The organism is Thiobacillus sp., assembly GCF_030696885.1.
GTDB lineage: Bacteria > Pseudomonadota > Gammaproteobacteria > Burkholderiales > Thiobacillaceae > Thiobacillus.
The window spans coordinates 1-13,838 of the sequence record NZ_JAUYRI010000023.1 but is presented as its reverse complement, the minus strand read 5'-3'; the positions used below and the strand labels follow the sequence as shown (position 1 = coordinate 13,838).

Sequence of the window (13,838 nt, the reverse complement as noted above, 5' to 3'; positions counted from 1 at the left end):
GAACATGAATATTTCCGTCAGCGAACTCATCGTCCGGTATCTGGAACGCCTGGGCATCGATACCATTTTCGGCATGCCGGGCGCGCATGTGCTGCCGATTTACGACCGCCTGCACGACTCCGGCGTGAAGAGCGTGCTGGTCAAGCACGAGCAGGGCGCAGCCTTCATGGCCGGCGGCTATGCGCGGATCTCGCACCAGCCGTCCGCCTGCATCACCACCTCCGGGCCCGGCGCAACCAATCTGATCACCGGCATCGCCAATGCCTACGCCGAGCGGCTGCCGGTGCTGGCAATCACTGGCGAGACCTCCACGTATATTTTCGGCCGCGGCGGACTGCAGGAAAGCTCGGGCGAAGGGGGCGCCATCGACCAGGGCGCGCTGTTCGCCAGCATCACCCGCTATCACAAGCTGATCGAGCGCACCGACTACCTCGGCCAGGTGCTGAACCAGGCCACGCAGGCGCTGCTCGGTCGCGAACCGGGACCGGTGCTGCTGTCGATTCCCTACAACGTGCAGAAGGAAACCGTCGACGACAGTGTGCTGGAGCAGATTCATTTCCCCCGCAAGGCGACGGCCCGGCACACCGCCTCGGTGGCAGAACTCGCCGCGCTGATCCGCGAGGCGCGCACGCCGGCGATCATTGCCGGCCACGGCTGCATCCAGGCAGGCGCACGCGATGTCGTCGCCGCATTCGCCGAACGCTTCGACATTCCGGTCACCACCAGCCTCAAGGCCAAGGGTGTGGTGGCCGAAGGCACGCCGCTGTCACTCGGCTGCCTCGGCGTCACCTCCAACGGCGAGGCCTACCGCTATCTGGTCGAGCACGCCGACCTGCTGGTGTTTCTCGGTGCCAGCTTCAACGAGCGCACCAGTTATCTCTGGGATGCGAAGCTGCTCGGCGGCAAGAAAATCGCCCAGGTCGACCGCGACGCCGCGCAACTCGGCCGCGTGTTCCAGCCGGACGTGGCGATCTGCGGCGACATCCGCGCCGTGGTAGAAGACGTGTCCGCCGCGCTGGAGGCTGACGCCATGCCGCCGAAGTCCCGCGAACGCCTCGACAGCCATCACGCGACTGCGCCCCCGGCGACCGGCAATGACCAAGCCGCACAGGCGGAACCGTTTCACCTGATTCGTGCGTTTTTCGGCCAACTCGCGCAGCGCTTTCCGCACAACGCGCTGGTGTTCGACGACAACATCGTTTTCGCGCAGAGTTATTTCGACGTCTCCGACCGCAACCACTATTTCCCCAATACCGGCATCTCGTCGCTCGGCCACGCCCTGCCCGCCGCGATCGGCGCGCGCTGCTTCGCCAAGGACAGTCCCACCTTCGCCATCCTCGGCGACGGCGGTTTCCAGATGTGCTGCATGGAAATGATGACCGCAGTGAACTACGGCATTCCGCTCAACGTGGTGGTGATCAACAACGGCACGCTCAGCCTGATCCGCAAGAACCAGTTCCAACTCTACGGCGAACGCTACATCGACTGCGACTTCAGCAACCCCGATTTCGGCCTGCTCGCGCAGTCGTTCGGCGTGAACCACTTTCGCATCGAGACCGAGGCCGAACTCGACGCGATGTTCGCCAACGCCGACCTCAGCGGCACCATCAACCTGATCGAAATCCTGCTCGACAAACACGCCTTCCCGCGTTACCTGTCAGCGCGTTAATCTGTTCCAGGGCGGCTATCGCCCAGTCTCGCTCCCCGCTGTCGCCCGGGTCGCGCCGTGTTCCTTGATTCCGCAGGATTTGGAACTATGAATCAGTGTCATTGACTGACATGCACGCAATCGCAGGTCCACCCGGTTTCACCCCCAACAGGAGTCATCCATGAAACGCAGCGCGCTCATCCTCGCCTTATCCCTGCTCACCCTGTCATCGGCAGCCCTGGCCGCTGACGGCCTGACTGCGGTCAAGAGTCCCTTCGCGGCCAAGGACACGATGAATCGCTTCGAGGAGATTGCCAAACAGCGGGGGCTCACCATCTTTGCGCGCGTCGACCACGCGGCCGGGGCGGCCGAGGTCGGCAAGACCCTGCGCCCGACCGAGGTGCTGATCTTCGGAAACCCGCAGGGCGGAACGCCCTTGATGGAATGCGCCCAGAGCGCAGGCATCGACCTTCCGCTCAAGGCATTGGTATGGCAGGACGCCCAGGGCCAGGTCTGGCTCGGCTACAACGACCCCGCGTATCTGGCACAGCGTCATGGTGCGGCCCAGTGCCCGGCAGTGGGCGTACTGACCAAGGCGCTGACGGGCCTGGCCGAGGCCACCGTCGCGCCATAACCCCGGGGGGTCTGACGCAGCGCGCGTGAAACACGGCGCGGCTTCAGCGCGTTTTGCGTTGCAACAGCGCCTGCATCAGGTCGAGGCGTTTTTCCAGTTCATTGATGCGCCGCTCCAGTGCGGCCGTGTCACCGCCGCCATGCATGCCGGCGTGCATGCCGCCGCAGCACGATTTGCCGCCCTGCTTGCCCTTGCAGCACGACATGCCACCCATGCCGCCCATCCCATCCATATCACCGCCGGCCATTTTGTCGCCCATGCCGGCTTTCTTGCATTTTTCACAGCCCTCTTTGCCGGCAGGCGCGGGCGCGATCTGCTCTAGCGCCGCCGTGGACGATGCGGCAGCCGGGCCGCCGTGGTGCTGATGGGCATCCTGTGCCAGCAGCGGGGAGGCGAGCGCAAGCAGGGATGCAAACAGGATGGGGCGCAGGATATTCATCAACATGTCTCCGTATTGTGGGCCGTTTCCGGCGGTCTGGCCCAGTAGAATACGCCGGCCGCGCCCGACCGGGCCATGGGCCCATTGAACCAGCAGCGCGCGGAACAAAGTGTCCGTCACCGCATTCTCAAACTGAACGTCATATTGGGATCGAATCCGATGAATCAGCTGCTCAAGCAAGTCATGCCCGTCTGGATCGTGTTGCTGGCCCTGGTGGGCCCGGCCGCAGCCGCACCGGCGACCCTGGAAGAGCTGCTGGCGCGTCCGGTAGCACCCGCCGGCGTGGTGTTCGAAGTCGTCGACCGCGATCCCGGCGCACTGGAAGTGGCGCTGCCCTGGGTCAAGCAGGCGGCGCAGCGCCTGAAGGCGCACCATCCCGGCCTGCCGATGGCGCTGGTGACGCACGGCAATGAAATGTTCGCGCTGCAGACCGGCAAGCGCGCCGGCAACGAGGGCATCCACCAGATTGCGCAAAGTCTCAGCCGCGACGACGGCATTCCGGTGCATGTCTGCGAAACCTACGCCGGCCGCCGTGGACTGGCAGCCGAGGACTTCCCTGACTATATCGACGTCGCACCCACCGGCCCCACCCAGATCCGCAACTACGAAGCGCTCGATTACGTGCGCCTGGTGGTGCCGCGTTCGACCGTGCTGAAGGCGCGCTAACGCGGCTTCAAAATGGCGCAGCGGATTCGAACGCCAGCGCCTCGCCCGTCAGCGGGTGCGCAAAGCGCAGCGATTGCGCATGCAACAACAGCCGCCCAGACAAGGCCTGCACCGACGGCGGCGCATAGAGCGCGTCGCCCAGGATCGGGTGGCCGAGTTCGCGCAAGTGCACGCGCAACTGGTGCGAACGGCCGGTGATCGGTTCGAGTTCGACGCGGGTGTTCAAGCCTGATGCGTCATATCCCAGCACCCGCCAGCGGGTAAGGCTGGGTTTCCCCGATTGGTGATCGACGATCCGCAAGGGCCGGTTCGGCCAGTCGACGATGATGGGTAAATCGATCACGTCCCAGTCTTCTGCCGGCGCATCCAGCCGCCCAGCTACCACCGCAACATAGCGCTTCGTCACCTCGCGCGCGGCAAAGGTCATGCTCAATACACGCTGCGCCGCCGGCCCGCGCGCCATCACCATCAGTCCCGACGTCGCCATGTCCAGCCGGTGCACGATCAGCGCGTCGGCATAGCGGGCCTGCACCCGCGCAGCGAGGCAATCCTGCTTGTCGGCGCCGCGCCCCGGCACCGCAAGCAGTCCGCTGGGCTTGTCGACCACCAGCAGGGTGTCGTCCTCATAGAGAAGATGAATGGGGTAAGCGTCGACAGTCGGCGGTGCGGTCAGCGCCATGGGTTTCCTTTGCTAAGGCACCCGGCAGGTGGATCTGCTGAGTCCGACGCCATCTTAGCCAAACCACCCCAGCCCGTCTCCCGGCCCGCGTCGGGGGTCATCGCGGCCGATCCGAGGCTGGCAACCGGTCTTTTTGTCGGAATTTTTTACACTTTTGCGGCCACCCGATCCCTGCGGATTTTCAACATATTGTTTTTTATGGGTTAAATGTTTTTGGAATAGAATTTGCTTATGTCGTGGTCCATTACTACCAGTCTGAATTAACTACCGAGAGACTCACAAAAATACCTATTCCATTGAGGAGGAGAACTCAAATGAAGCACATTAGCGTATTCAGCTGGATCGCCGCAGTCGCGTTGACTGCCCTGACGACCATGAATGGCAACGTCATTGCTCAAACGCCTGATGGCCAAACACCCGCCAATGAGGGAGTGTGTGACGTGCTTCAAGGCGGAACCCCGGGCCTCTATGGACTGTGCGTCGCATACTGCGAGGCTCAGGATCTCGACCTGGTGGGCGACAAGGAAACTCCGAACAATAAGATCCTCGCCAACTACCGCAAAAAGATGAAAGCGGGCGATCCGGACATGCCATGCATCCAGGTGCCCTGCCCCTGCTGGAGCGCGGATCAACTCGCGAACGTCGGCGCATACGGCACGCCGACCTGCAACACGAGCACGAGCGTCGCCCAGGTGCGCTTCCTGTCCCCGGGCATCAATCAACAGGCAACCGCGGATCTGAACGCGAGCATCTGCCGCTTTGTTGACACCCAGGCCATGCCGCCCATCTCGTTACGGTTCACCATCACCGCCCAAGAAGCAAAGAGCTGCCACGATCAGATCGCAGCCAAGTGCTCGGCGCTGGGGCAGTAAACCCCAACGCGGCACACCATATAAAACACCAATTTAACGAATGACTGGAGGAGCCCGAATGAATACCCTAAGCAAGAAAGCTTGTTCATTGGCTGTGATCGCATTGGCCTTCGGCGCCGCAAGCGCTCAGGCCGCACAGGTAAATTTCACCCTGACCGGCAGCGTCATTTATGCCGACTCACCAAATCTCTTCGATCTGGTCGGTGGAGATACCGTGAGCGTCACCGGTCTATTCGACGACGCGGTCTTGTCGGGCGGAACCGGCACGGTCTCCTTCGCTTCGGGCTCGGGCAACAGCTTCACCGTGACCGCGGGCAACCTCACCTTCAACGAAGCCGACGATATCAGCGGCGGCGTCTATCCGACGCTGGTCCTGAATGCCGGCCAGTTCGAAGACTTCAATTTCCTCGCCGATATTGGCATCTTTGGCTACTTCGATTCACAGTTAGGTTACTTCGACGGCGACGACGACGCCTTTGGCTTGGTGTCCGGCACCTGGACCGAATTGAGTGTGACCCCCGTTCCCGAGGCCAGCACCTACGCCATGATGCTGGCCGGCCTGGGTCTGGTTGGCTTCATGGGTGCCGCCCGCAGAAAGTCCCTGCTAGCAACCTGAGTCAGGATCACCCCCAAGCAAAACGGCTACCGAGGTAGCCGTTTTTGTTTCCCCCCTCTGAAACCGGACGCTCAGGTATTCATCCCCTCCAGCAGCACGATGGCCCACGCCACGCCGAAGCCGTTGGCGTCGCTCATCACCGCGCCGAGCCCGCCCTTGCAGCTGTGGCCCGAGAGATCCATATGAAGCCACGGCGTGTCGCCGACGAAGCGCGACAGGAAGCGCGTGGCGAGGATGTGGTCGGCCTCGCCTTCCATGCTGCACTGCTTGACGTCGGCCACGGTGGAATCGAGGCTGCTGTCGTAATCCTCGGGGTACGGGAAGACGACGATGCGCTCGCCGCTCGCAGTCGCCGCGCGTGAAGCCTGGTGCGCCAGCGCGCTGGACGAGGCGAACACGCCGGACATGCGGCTGCCGAGCGCGTAGTGCATGGTGCCGGTGAGCGTGGCGAAGTCGGCGATCAGGTCGGGCTTGGCTTTCGCCGCCAGCGTCAGCGTGTCGGCCAGCACCATGCGGCCTTCGGCGTCGGTGTGCACGACCTCGATGGTGGTGCCGTTCAAGGCCTTCACCACTTCGTTCTGCCGGTAGGCCTCTGGGCTGATGTGGTTCTCGGCCAGCGCAACCCAACCTTCCAGCGCGACCGGCAGCTTCAGCTTCGACGCCGCGGCCAGAATGCCCAGCACCACCGCCGAGCCGTTCATGTCCTCGTGCATGCCCTGCATGTACTTGGCGGGCTTCAAGTTGTGGCCACCGGTATCGAAGCAGATGCCCTTGCCGACGAACGCCACCTTCTTCGACCCTTTACCCTTCCCCCTTCCCCCTTCCCACCGAATCCGCACGATCGCCGCATCCTTCGCCGGCGACCCCTGCGCCACCGCGCAGAACGCGCCCGCACCCATTTTCTTCAGCTTGGCGAAGGGATACTCCTCGACCGTCCAGCCGTACTGCTTGGCCAGCGCCTTGATGCGCTTGCGGTAGACGCCAGGGGTCAACTCGTCCGGCCCCTGCACGGTGAGGCTACGCGTGAGCAGGTTGCCTTCGGCCAGCGCGCGCACGCGGGCGAAACCGTCGGCGGATGCGTAGCCGAAGAGCTGCACGCTTTTCAGTGCCGGATCGTTCTTTGATTTGCGCGACGGCAGCGGCACCGCGTTGACCAGCGCGGCGTACACCCCCGCCTCGGCGGCGCGCGCCTTGAATGCGGCGTCGCCGGATACCGCCAGCGTCAGCGCCTTCGGATGCTCGGCCATCAGCAATGCGAGCGCCTTCCGCACCTGCTCGTGGGTCTCGAAGGGGCTGGCGTCGGCCTTCAGCATGGCGACAACTACAAGCGTGCCGCCGGGCAGCTGAACCGCCACCGGCGACTTCGCCAGCGTGTCGATCTTCAGATCACGCCGCTTCATCGCGGCCTTCAATTCAACACTGCCCGGCATCTCGGGCAACGTCTTCGATACCGGCAGCAGCATCAGCGCATGGCCTGCCGATTCGAGCGTTTTGGCAGCGATTTCCTGTTTGTTTTCAGCGAGTTTAGGCAGCATTGCGGTTCCTTGGGGGTGGCGTTTTCTTGATGGGGAGCGGGCTTTACCGGATAATGGCGCGTTTGATTTTTTACGACCCAACCTCAAGGGTAACTGAATGAAGATTGAAGACAAGAAACGCGTGCTGCGCGAAATGGTGTTGCATCGCCGTTTTGAAGAGCGCTGCTATCAGGCCTATATCGAACGCAAGATCGGCGGCTTCCTACACCTCTATCCCGGCCAGGAAGCCTGCTGCAACGGCGTGATGGAAGCCGCGCGCCCCGGCCACGATTACGTGATCACCGGCTACCGCGACCACGTCCACGCGATCAAGTGCGGCGCTGACCCGAAGGAAGTGATGGCCGAGCTGTACGGCAAAGAAACCGGTTCCTCCAAGGGCCGCGGTGGCTCGATGCACATCTTCGACGCCGACAAGCGCTTCATGGGCGGCTATGCGCTGGTGGGCGGCCCGTTCCCGCTCGCGGCCGGCATCGCCAAGGCGATCCAGCTGAAGGGCGGCGACGAAATCGCGATCTGCTTCCTCGGCGACGCCGCCAACAACCAGGGCGTGTTCCACGAAACCATGAACATGGCCGCGCTGTGGAAGCTGCCGGTGCTGTTCGTCTGCGAAAACAACCTCTATGGCATCGGCACCTCGATCGAGCGTTCCACCGCCGTGATCCACCAGCACAAGCGCGTCGCCGCCTACAACATCCCGGCCGACGAATGCGACGGCCAGGATATCGACATTGTTTACGAGCATGCGCGCAAGGCAGTCGACCATGTGCGTGCCGGCAACGGCCCCTTCTTCCTCGAGCTGATGACCTACCGCTATCGCGGCCACTCGATGTCCGACTCGCGCGGCTACCGTTCGCGTGAGGAAGAGGAAGTCTGGAAGCAGCGCGATCCCATCCTGATGCTGCGCGATCGTCTGATCACGGCAGGTGCGATGACCATGACCGACTACGAGACGATCGAAAAGGAAACCGACGCCTACATCGAGAACGAAGTCATCAAGTTCTCAGAAGAGTCTCCCGAACCGCGTGTCGAGGACCTCGAAAAATACGTTTTCGCCGATCGCGAAACCCAGCTCCCGTGGCTCACGGGCAAAGCCGCTTAAGGTTTAAGGAAAAGACAGCATGGCAAACATCATGTACTGGGAAGCGATTCAGCGCGCCCACGACGAAGAAATGGCGCGTGACCCCCTGGTCATCTGCATGGGCGAGGACATCGGCGTCGCCGGCGGCACCTACAAGGCCACCAAGGGCCTGTACGAGAAATACGGCCCGCTGCGCGTGATGGACACGCCGATTTCCGAAGGCGGCTTCACCGGCCTCGGCATCGGCGCGTCATTCCTCGGCATCCGCCCCATCATCGAAATCATGTCGGTCAACTTCGCCTGGCTGGCGATGGACCAGATGTTCAACTCCGCCGCCAAGGTGCGCTACATGTCCGGCGGCCAGCTCACCGCGCCGTGCGTGTTCCGCTCCGCCGGCGGTGCGGCGCACCAGCTCGGCGCGCAGCACTCCGCCCGGATGGAGAAGGTGTTCATGGGCATCGCCGGCCTGCGCGTGGTGACGCCGTCCAACCCCAAGCAGGCCTACGGTCTGCTGAAGTCGGCGATCCGCTGCGACGACCCGGTGTTCATCAACGAACACGAACTCATGTACAACATGAAGGGCGAAGTGCCCGACGCCGAATACTTCCACCCGCTGGAAGGCTCCGACGTTGCCCGCGCCGGCACCGACGTCACGCTGTTCGGCTACAACATCTCGGTGCACTGGTGCTTGAAGGCCGCCGAAATCCTCGACAAGCAGTACGGCATCTCGGCCGAGGTCGTCGATCTGTATTCGCTGTCGCCGCTGGACCGTGCAGGCATCAAGGAATCGGTCAGCAAGACCCACCGCGCCGTCATCGCCGAAGAAGACGAAGCGCCGGTCGGCGTCGGCTCCGAAGTCATCGCGATCATCAACGAGGAATGCTTCTTCGAACTGGACGCCGCCCCGGTGCGCGTCCACTCGGCGCTGGTGCCGCAGCCGTATAACCACACGCTGGAAAAAGCAGCGATCCCGGATCACGAGGATGTGGTGAAGGCGGTGCTGAAGCTGTTCGGGAAAGCGTAATAAACAACAGGCGTGAAGGGATAAGGGTGAAGGGGGAAGGGTAAGAACCCTCCCGGCAGGGAGGGTGGCGCGGAGCGCCGGGTGGGCATCACCCTTCCCCCTTCCCCCTTCACTTGAACTCCCTTCCCCCTTCACTGGTAGGAACAAAATGTCCCAACACTACGCAATAACGATGCCGCAACTCTCGGACACCATGACCGAGGGCGTGGTCGTCACCTGGGAAAAGCAGCCGGGCGACCGCGTCGAGCGCGGCGATATCGTCGCCACGGTCGAGACCGACAAGGCCATCATGGACGTCGAGGTGTTCAAGGCCGGTTATCTGGCCGGGCCGCTGGCTGACGTCGGCGCGACCATCGCGGTCGGCGCGGCGCTCGGCTACATCACCGACACTGCCGGCGACGTGGCGATCGCGGCCGACGAAGTGGTGGAGGAGCAGGCGCAGACCGAGATGATTCCGCATCACGCCGGCACGCCGATCGTGATGCCGCAGCTGTCCGACACCATGACCGAAGGCGTGGTCGTCACCTGGGAAAAACAGCCGGGCGATGCGATCAAGCGCGGCGACATCGTCGCCACGGTGGAAACCGACAAGGCCATCATGGACGTCGAGGTGTTCCAGGACGGCTTTCTCTCCGGCCCGATCGCCGACGTCGGCAGCGTGGTCGAAGTTGGCCACCCGATGGGCTTCATCGTCGACGACGCGGCCAAGGCCAACGACACCGGCGTCACCATCAGCGCCGATCACAAGGTCAAGGACCTGCACAAGGTCGCGCCGCATGCGGCCGACAAGCCGGCCCACCTCCCCATTCCCAAGGCCGCACCCGCGCAGGTGGCCGCTACCGGTGCCATGCCTCCCGTGCCACGCCCGCAGGGCCGCCAGGCCAGCCCCTATGCGCGCAAGGTCGCCGGGCAACTGGGCGTGAACCTCGCCGGTCTCGCCGGCAGCGGGCCATCCGGCGTCATCGTCTCCGCCGACGTGGCGCGCGCGCGTCCCAGCATGGCCGAAGTCGCCCACGCGCTGCCGCAGGTCGACGTGCCGGGCCAGGGCCGCAAGATGAGCTCGATGGAAAAGGCCGTGAGCCACGCGATGACCGCATCGCTGACGCTGCCGACCTTCAACGTCACGATGAACATCAACACCGCCGCACTGACCGCCGCCGCCAAGGCGAAGAAGGTCTCGGTGACGGTGGCAATCGCCAAGGCCTGCTCGGTCGCGATGGCGAAGTTCCCGCGCATGAACTGGGCCTACCAGCCGATCGACAAGCTGGTCGAACGAGACAACCACGACTTCGGCGTCGCCGTGATGTCGAACGACGGCGGCCTCGTGGTGCCGATCCTGCATGGCATCGAGAAGAAGCCGCTCGACGCGTTACAGAGCGACTGGACCGGGCTGGTCGAACGTGCCCGCGTACGCAAGCTCGCCCCGGCCGAATACGCCAACCCCACGTTCACCATTTCCAACATGGGCATGCTGGGCGTGTCGCATTTCACCGCGATTCCCACCCCCGGCATTGCCGCGATTCTGGCGATTGCCGCCAACGGACCTCAGGGCACGCCGTTCACCATCACCGGCGACCACCGCGTGCTGAACGGCGCCGACGTCGCGCTGTATCTGGCCACGCTGAAGCAGACCATCGAAGCGCCCGACGCCTGGTTGGGCGCAGCCGGTGCCGTTGCGGCTGAAGCCGTCTCCGGCACTACCGCAACCATTAGCGCACCGGTATCGCCCATCCCCGAGGGTAACTGGGACTTCCCGGTGGTCGTCGTCGGCGGTGGCCCCGGCGGCGAGGACTGCGCGCGCGACCTCGCCGATCACGGCGTCAAGGTCATGATGGTCAACAACGAGCCCTTCCCCGGCGGCGAATGCCTGTGGCGCGGCTGCATCCCGTCCAAGGCCTGGCGCGCCGCGGCGGACGTCATCCGCAACCGCGCGCACGATGCCGAGATGGGCGTCGACGGCACCAATACCCCGAAACTGAACTGGGCGCAGGTCGAGAAGCATCGCCGCTGGGTGCAGACGAGCCGCGGCGAAATGGCGTTGAAGGCCGACAAGGGCATGAAGATCGACGTGCGCGAAGGCTACGGCGAATTCGTCGACGCCCACACGCTGAAGATCACCCCGGTCGAAGGCGAGCCCTATACCGTCAGCTTCGGCGCAGCCGTCATCGCCACCGGCGCCCCCGCCTTCGTGCCGCCGATCACCGGCGCGCGCGAGAACCTGACGACCGGCGGCGTGGTGACTTCAGACACCATCTGGAACCTCGCCAAACCGCCGAAGAAGCTCGGCATCGTCGGCGGCGGCGTCATCGGCGTCGAAATGGCGCAGATCTTCCGCGACTTCGGCACCGAGGTGCTGATGCTGGAACGCAACGAGCGCATCCTCGCCGAAATCGAGGACGAGATCGGCAAGGCCCTGATCGCCTCGCTGGAGAAGGAAATCACCGTCGTCACCAGCGCCGACATCAAGGAAGCCAGCGGCAAGCCGGGCAAGATGAAACTGCGCTATGCAAACAAGGAAGGCGTCGAATCCACCTTCGACTGCGACGTCATCCTGATGGCGACCGGCAAGCGCCCCGACACCAGCAAGCTGAATCTCGACAAGGTCGGCGTCGAACTCGACGGCGCGGCGATCAAGGTCGACGCCCGCTGCCGTACCAGCGCGGCGAACATCTATGCGGTCGGCGACGTGATCGGCGGCTACATGCTCGCCCACACCGCCGCCACGCAAGGCCGCGTCGCCGCCAACAACCTGTTGGGCCACGCCAGCGAATACGACCAGGACCGCGACTGCGGCGTTACCTTCTCGCGCCCGCAGGCCGGCTTCGTCGGCCTGAGCGTCGCGCAGGCGAAAGCAAAAGGCATCGACGCGGTGGAAGCCAAGATGCCGATGAGCATCGACGCCAAGGCCATGATCACCGGCGAGACCGAAGGCATGATCAAGCTGGTCGCCGACAAGGCCACCGGCCGCATCATCGGCGTGCACTATCTGGCCGACCACACCGACACCCTGATCGGCATCGGCGTGATGATGGTGGCCGGTGAGATGACGCTGACCCAGGTCGCCAAGGCCATCTTCCCGCACCCCACGCAGACCGAGCTGTTCGGCGAACTGGCGCGGCGGCTGCTGAATCGCCTTCGCCGCACGGCGAAGAAATAAGGGTTGCGGCGGACGACAAGGAAATTGATCGTCCGGAAGCATCCACGACAAGGGCCGCTTTTGCGGCCCTTGTCGTACGGGTCTTTCATCGCGATGTCGGTCCCCGGCCAGCAAGGGAAGTGCGGTGGCCTCACATGGGTGACCATCTCATGCATCGGCCGATGCAGCCGGCAATGAAGAATCGTGGTCTGCCTGTTATTGCGCCGCGCTCAATCAATCTCAAGCCAAATTTCGTTGCGTCGCCAGAACCACGGCTTCCAGGGAGGATCATAGCGAGCCCACACCGGTTCGCCGTGCCAGCGCAGCCCCGCTTGTGCAAGCGCCGCTTCAAGCTTCTTTAGATTCTCCTCGTAGCGGCTCTGCGACCATGCCCCGGAGTAGCCAATGACGGCAACGGTTCTGGCGGGCATCTCGCGCAGGGCGACACTCGGATCGAGGGGTTCCGGGAGGGTTTCCAGCGTCCATTCTCGCGGCATCGCGAACTGGATGACGTAACCGCCGGCGCTTGCGCGTTGGGCTACCGGCGCCGTCATCGCAATCTTGGTGGGTGACTGCGCCACGGGCGCAGTCATCTCGATCTTGCGCGCGCCTTTGTTGCGTCCGAAGATGTATCCCGCCAGGATACGAAAACCCTGGTTTCCGGCATCTTCGGGCGTCGCGCTGACAACCGTCTCCGCCACCAAATAGGGTTCATACCGACGCAGCTCGAAAGCTTCGTAAGTGCGAACCACTGTGTAGCGGGGCTGGTCAATTGCCATGGCAGAACTCCAGGCCACAACCAAGAAGCAAGCAGCCATATAGCGAACTCGGGTCATCGAAAGCACCGTAGACATTGCTGTGACAAGCCTGAATATACTCGCCCACTGTCACATGCGCGCATTCGATTGGCGTGCGGTCCCTTACCTTCCGCAAGTGGATAAACGATATCGGGCGTTATTGCGCTGTGGTGATGCCCTCGGGCTCTCGTTGCCGTTTCCGGCATGACCAAGATAGGTACCGAGATCGAGATTGAGTGAATCCGGGTTACGCGCAATAAGTGGAAATTTCATCCCACTGATCTTCTTGATTGCTGTTGTGGAGCATGCGATATGATCCCCCATGCTGCATACCGGGATTTCCTTGGTGAGCAGATGCCCTGTTCTGGAGGTTCGATGAAATTCAAGATATCGCGTCGCACGCGTTCCACTGCACTCACCCTGGCCCTCGCGACAACCGGCGTGGCGCACGCGCAGGGAGTGGAGTGGCGGCCCTACCTCTCGGTCACCCCGGTCTATCAGGGTGAGGGTGATCTTGACGGCGGTGGTCACTACAGCGCGCAGAGCGCGATTGTGCGCATGGGCGTTTTGGGTGACCTCGGTCGCGGCAACCGTGCCGGCGTGACACTCAACTACGATTACACGGACTATTCATTCTCGAACCCAGTCCGCTTCGGCAACGTTGCGCCATGGAATATAGTGCAACGTTACGGCGTATCGGTCCCCCTCTCGTTT

The 13,838-nt window shown here is 63.3% G+C and carries 13 protein-coding genes; 9 read left to right on the top strand and 4 right to left on the bottom strand.

Annotated elements, in window-relative coordinates; all coding sequences use genetic code 11:
* Nucleotides 1-4 precede the first annotated feature (4 nt).
* Both Q8R61_RS11020 and Q8R61_RS11015 read left to right on the top strand, forming a co-directional pair.
* Nucleotides 5-1,669, top strand: a complete 1,665-nt coding sequence (locus Q8R61_RS11020) for a thiamine pyrophosphate-binding protein (protein ID WP_305537153.1) — start codon at nt 5-7, stop codon at nt 1,667-1,669.
* A 160-nt stretch (nt 1,670-1,829) separates the two neighbouring features.
* The gene (locus Q8R61_RS11015; RefSeq protein WP_305537151.1) at nt 1,830-2,282 is read left to right on the top strand and encodes a DUF302 domain-containing protein; all 453 of its coding nucleotides are present in this window, start codon (nt 1,830-1,832) and stop codon (nt 2,280-2,282) included.
* Between the two features lie 43 nt (nt 2,283-2,325).
* On the opposite strand, the gene Q8R61_RS11010 is transcribed toward Q8R61_RS11015, so the two are convergent.
* The gene (locus Q8R61_RS11010; protein WP_305537149.1) at nt 2,326-2,721 is read right to left on the bottom strand and encodes a hypothetical protein; all 396 of its coding nucleotides are present in this window, start codon (nt 2,719-2,721) and stop codon (nt 2,326-2,328) included.
* A 159-nt stretch (nt 2,722-2,880) separates the two neighbouring features.
* Here Q8R61_RS11010 and Q8R61_RS11005 point away from each other — a divergent pair, with 159 nt between their 5' ends.
* Nucleotides 2,881-3,387: a hypothetical protein gene (locus Q8R61_RS11005; protein ID WP_305537147.1), complete on the top strand. Its 507-nt coding sequence runs from the start codon at nt 2,881-2,883 to the stop codon at nt 3,385-3,387.
* A gap of 7 nt (nt 3,388-3,394) precedes the next feature.
* On the opposite strand, the gene Q8R61_RS11000 is transcribed toward Q8R61_RS11005, so the two are convergent.
* Entirely contained in the window at nt 3,395-4,066 is a 672-nt protein-coding gene (locus tag Q8R61_RS11000; protein ID WP_305537145.1) for an RluA family pseudouridine synthase, read from the bottom strand.
* Between the two features lie 314 nt (nt 4,067-4,380).
* Between Q8R61_RS11000 and Q8R61_RS10995 the strand changes: the two genes are divergently transcribed.
* A complete protein-coding gene (locus Q8R61_RS10995; protein ID WP_305537143.1) occupies nt 4,381-4,938 on the top strand; it encodes a hypothetical protein in 558 nt (185 codons plus the stop codon).
* Between the two features lie 58 nt (nt 4,939-4,996).
* Entirely contained in the window at nt 4,997-5,554 is a 558-nt protein-coding gene (locus Q8R61_RS10990; RefSeq protein WP_305537141.1) for a PEP-CTERM sorting domain-containing protein, read from the top strand.
* Nucleotides 5,555-5,625: 71 nt separating this feature from the next.
* On the opposite strand, the gene Q8R61_RS10985 is transcribed toward Q8R61_RS10990, so the two are convergent.
* Nucleotides 5,626-7,089 (bottom strand): leucyl aminopeptidase family protein, encoded by a 1,464-nt coding sequence (locus Q8R61_RS10985; protein WP_305537140.1) that lies wholly within the window; start codon nt 7,087-7,089, stop codon nt 5,626-5,628.
* Between the two features lie 97 nt (nt 7,090-7,186).
* Here Q8R61_RS10985 and pdhA point away from each other — a divergent pair, with 97 nt between their 5' ends.
* The 3 genes from pdhA (at nt 7,187) to Q8R61_RS10970 (ending at nt 12,348) form a co-directional block, all read left to right on the top strand.
* The gene (gene pdhA, locus Q8R61_RS10980; protein ID WP_305537138.1) at nt 7,187-8,188 is read left to right on the top strand and encodes a pyruvate dehydrogenase (acetyl-transferring) E1 component subunit alpha; all 1,002 of its coding nucleotides are present in this window, start codon (nt 7,187-7,189) and stop codon (nt 8,186-8,188) included.
* Between the two features lie 19 nt (nt 8,189-8,207).
* Entirely contained in the window at nt 8,208-9,191 is a 984-nt protein-coding gene (locus Q8R61_RS10975) for an alpha-ketoacid dehydrogenase subunit beta (protein ID WP_305537136.1), read from the top strand.
* A 148-nt stretch (nt 9,192-9,339) separates the two neighbouring features.
* A complete protein-coding gene (locus Q8R61_RS10970; RefSeq protein ID WP_305537134.1) occupies nt 9,340-12,348 on the top strand; it encodes an FAD-dependent oxidoreductase in 3,009 nt (1,002 codons plus the stop codon).
* Nucleotides 12,349-12,557: 209 nt separating this feature from the next.
* On the opposite strand, the gene Q8R61_RS10965 is transcribed toward Q8R61_RS10970, so the two are convergent.
* Entirely contained in the window at nt 12,558-13,106 is a 549-nt protein-coding gene (locus Q8R61_RS10965; protein ID WP_305537132.1) for a heme-binding protein, read from the bottom strand.
* Between the two features lie 393 nt (nt 13,107-13,499).
* On the opposite strand from Q8R61_RS10965, the gene Q8R61_RS10960 reads away from it, so the two are divergent.
* The coding region (locus Q8R61_RS10960) for a hypothetical protein (protein WP_305537130.1) at nt 13,500-13,838 on the top strand (339 nt) is incomplete at its 3' end.